This is a genomic window from Mesorhizobium sp. M7A.F.Ca.US.002.01.1.1 (genome assembly GCF_004022955.1).
Taxonomy (GTDB): domain Bacteria; phylum Pseudomonadota; class Alphaproteobacteria; order Rhizobiales; family Rhizobiaceae; genus Mesorhizobium; species Mesorhizobium ciceri.
Map to the genome: position 1 here is coordinate 1 of NZ_RZQE01000529.1, position 3,769 is coordinate 3,769.

Annotated in this window: 4 protein-coding genes; 1 reads left to right on the forward strand and 3 read right to left on the reverse strand. The window is 61.5% G+C overall.

The genetic code is table 11. From position 1 onward, the window contains the following. A partial coding sequence (locus tag EN932_RS31215; protein WP_348630214.1) for a TRCF domain-containing protein occupies positions 1–584 on the forward strand: 584 nt, incomplete at its 5' end. A gap of 76 nt (positions 585–660) precedes the next feature. On the opposite strand, the gene cyoD is transcribed toward EN932_RS31215, so the two are convergent. From cyoD to cyoB, 3 genes are read right to left on the reverse strand one after another with little or no spacing between them, the layout of a single operon-like run. Then, on the reverse strand, positions 661–1,071 hold the full coding sequence (cyoD, locus tag EN932_RS31220) for a cytochrome o ubiquinol oxidase subunit IV (protein ID WP_013525252.1): 411 nt from the start codon (positions 1,069–1,071) through the stop codon (positions 661–663). Next, positions 1,068–1,754: a cytochrome (ubi)quinol oxidase subunit III gene (locus EN932_RS31225; protein ID WP_082826763.1), complete on the reverse strand. Its 687-nt coding sequence runs from the start codon at positions 1,752–1,754 to the stop codon at positions 1,068–1,070. The genes cyoD and EN932_RS31225 overlap by 4 nt, the downstream gene beginning before the upstream one ends. Further along, positions 1,751–3,754, reverse strand: a complete 2,004-nt coding sequence (gene cyoB / locus EN932_RS31230) for a cytochrome o ubiquinol oxidase subunit I (protein WP_024505438.1) — start codon at positions 3,752–3,754, stop codon at positions 1,751–1,753. The genes EN932_RS31225 and cyoB overlap by 4 nt, the downstream gene beginning before the upstream one ends. Positions 3,755–3,769: the final 15 nt, after the last annotated feature.

Below are 3,769 nucleotides of genomic sequence, written 5' to 3' on the forward strand. Positions count from 1 at the left end.
GTCAAAGGGACCTCGACCTGCGCGGCGCCGGCGATCTCTTTGGCGAAGATCAGGCTGGGCATATGAAACTGATCGGAGTGGGCCTCTACGAGCACTTGCTGGAGCGGGCGGTCTCGGCGGCTGGAGAAGGGGCCGACCCCAACAGGCAACTTGCCAACATCAACGTGCCTGCAAAAGGGGCTTTTCCCGAAAGCTATGTAAACGAGCCTACTGTCCGTGTTGGCCTCTATGCGCGGCTCTCTCGTATTCGTTCTGACTTGGACCTTGATGCATTCAGCGAGGAGCTCGAGGACCGCTTTGGTGACATGCCTGGCGAAGTGACCGTTCTGCTGGAACTTACCAGGTTGCGGATAGCAGCGTCGGAACTGGGTGTCGGCAAAGTTGATGTTGGGCCCGAAGCCGTCGCGATCACCTTGCGCAACAAGCCTCTGGCGTCACGATGGCGGGACAGGAAGGTGTTGGGCCTGGAGTACCGAAACGGCCGCGTGATTTTCAGGCGGATCGAGCCCCGCGTCTCAGGCATCGATGCCGTTCGCTTGGCGCTAGATGCCATACGTGCAGTTCAGCCAAAGCACGAGGTCTGACGAGCCTTTTATCTCCACCCCGGCGGTACAATGTACCAGCTTCATATCACCTCAGCCAAGACTAGCAGGGCGAGGTTTAAGGCATCGTTCCGGCTTGATGGGCCGTCATGGCGGCCATGTTCTCGTTCAGGTGGGCCATGATCCAAACCGAGCCCAGGACCACCAGCGCGACGATCAGCACGCCGAAGGCCAAGGCCAGGATGTTGTTGGTGTTGTCCGGCCCGGTGGTCAGGTGCAGAAAAAAGACTAGATGCACACCCATCTGCGCAACAGCGAGCACCACCAGGGCCGAAATCACCGCCGGCTGGTAAATCAGATCGGTTTGAGCCGCCAGGAATGACGCGATCGTGAGCAGGATGGCCAGGCCGTAGCCGATCACATAGCCCAACAGCCCTCCAGCCACTTCGTGCTCGGTTATACGTTCCTCGCCCGGTGCGGAATCGCGGCGGTCCTGCATCTCGCCGGGCCTGCTCTCGGTGTCGGTCATGGCGATGCTCCCAACAGATAGACCAGGGTGAAGATGGCGACCCAGATGATGTCGAGTGCGTGCCAGAAAAGCCCGAAGCAGTGGAGCCGCCGCAAAATATCCGACCGAAAACCCTTGACCCATAGCTGCGCCATCATTGTGCCCAGCCAGAGCAGCCCCAGCCCGACATGGGTGCCGTGGCAGCCAACGAGCGCAAAGAAGGCTGATAGAAATGCGCTGCGCGAAGGCCCCGCCTGCTCGCCGATCATCGCCGCGAATTCCTGTACCTCCAGAAACAGGAAGGCTGCCCCGAGCAATCCGGTGACGAGCAGCCAGGCCTGCGTGGCAGCCATCGATCTGCGATGGGTCGCGAGTGTCGCCAGGCCACCGGTGAAGCTCGACGTGAGCAGAAGGCCCGTCTGCACCGCAACGCGGGTGGGCTCGAACAAATCCTTGCCGGTCGGTCCGCCGGCGGTCGCCTTGGCAAGCACGGCATACGCCGCGAAGAAGGCCGAGAATATGATGATGTCGGACAGCAGAAAGATCCAGAAGCCATATGCCACGGTGACGAATTTCGAGGCCGGGCCGCCTTCACCGTGGCCGGTTGCGGAGCGCACGCCGTGTCGGCCGCCCTGACCAAGCCGATAGGGGTCTCGGGCCTGGGTGCCCGCGCCGAAGTCGCCGGGTAGCGCGTGATCGCTCATGCCGGCCGCTCCCAGCGCCGCAGCCGGGCTGACTGTGCGGCCTTGTGGTCATCGTCGATGCGCGCGACCTCTTCGGCGGGAATCTCATAATCCCCATGATCGCGCCAGGCGAAGACGACGAAGGTCGCGTAGGCGCCGATGAAGCCGACGATCGCCAGCCACCATATGTGCCAGATCAGCGCGAACCCGATCAGCGTGCTGAAGAAGGCGGTGACGAAGCCTGTCGGGCTGTTGCGCGGCATCTCGATAGGCTCGTATCCTTCCTCCGCACCGGGCCTCTTCTCCTCCCTTGCCCGTTGCTTGATGCGCCAGTAGGGCTCTTCATCCTCGACGTAAGGCAGCCGCGCGTAGTTGAAAACGGGGGGAGGGGAAGACGTCGACCATTCCAGTGAACGCCCGTCCCATGGGTCGCCTGTCTCATCGCGAAGCTTGTCGCGATGTCGGATCGAAACGGCGAGTTGCATGATCTGCAGTGCGGCGCCGGCGATCATCACCAGCACGCCGAACACGGCCACCACCAGCCATGGCGCCCAAAGATCCATGTCGATATGCTGCAGGCGCCGCGTCATGCCGAGCAGACCGACGATATAGAGCGGCACGAAGACCAGAATGTAGCCGGCCAAGGTGACCCAGAATGCGGCCTTGCCCCAGCCTTCGTGCAAGCGGAATCCGAACGCCTTGGGAAACCAGTAGGTGAAGCCGGCGAACGCGCCGAACAGCACGCCCGAAATGATGACGTTGTGGAAATGCGCGACGAGGAAAAGGGAGTTGTGCAGCACGAAGTCGGCCGGTGGAACGGCAAGCAGAACGCCGGTCATGCCGCCGACGGTGAAGGTGGTCACGAAGCCCAGCGCCCAAAGCATCGGCGTGTCGAAGCGGATGCGCCCGCCATACATGGTGAAGAGCCAGTTGTAGATCTTCACCCCGGTGCCGACGGCGATGACCGACGTGGCGATGCCGAAGGCGGCGTTGACGTCTGCTCCGGCGCCCATGGTGAAGAAATGATGCAGCCAGACCATAAACGAGACGATGCAGATGAACATCGTGGCCGCGACCATCGAACGGTATCCGAACAGCGGCTTTGACGAGAATGTCGAGAAGACCTCGGAGAAGATGCCGAAGGCGGGAAGCACCAGAATGTAGACCTCGGGATGGCCCCAGGCCCAGATCAGGTTGACGAACATCATCTGATTTCCGCCGGCTTCGTTGGTGAAGAAATGGAAGCCGAGATAGCGGTCCAGCGTCAGCATCGCCAGCGTGGCGGTGAGGATCGGGAAGGCTGCGACGATGAGCAGGTTGGACGCGAGCGAGGTCCAGCAGAACATCGGCATTCGCAGGTAGCCCATACCAGGCGCACGCATCTTGAGGATGGTCGTCACCAGGTTGACGCCGGTAAGCAGCGTGCCGACGCCGGAGATCTGGATCGACCACAGATAGTAATCGACACCGACGCCCGGCGAGTAGGTGGTCTCCGACAAGGGGGCATAGGGCAGCCAGCCGGTGCGCGCGAACTCACCGATGACAAGCGAGATGTTGACCAGCAGGGCTCCGGAAGCCGTCAGCCAGAAGCTGACGGAATTGAGTGTCGGAAAGGCTACATCGCGTATGCCAAGCTGCAGCGGTACGGCGAAATTCATCAGGCCGATCATGAAAGGCATCGCCGCGAAGAAGATCATAATCGTGCCGTGCGCGGAGAAGATCTGGTCGTAATGCTCCGGCGGCAGGTAGCCCGGCCCGTGGATCGCCAGCACCTGTTGCGTGCGCATCATGATGGCATCGATGAAGCCACGCAGAAGCATGAGCATCGCCAGCACAATGTACATCACGCCGATGCGCTTGTGGTCGACCGAGCTTATCCACTCGTTCCACAGATAGGGCCAGTAGCCCTTCACCGTTATCCATCCAAGCACGGCGACCCCTGCCAGAAAGACGCCGAGAGCCGCGACGAGCGGGATGGGTTGATCGAAGGGAATGGCCGACGAGTCGAGCTTGCCCAGCATCGTCATTCCGCCCCT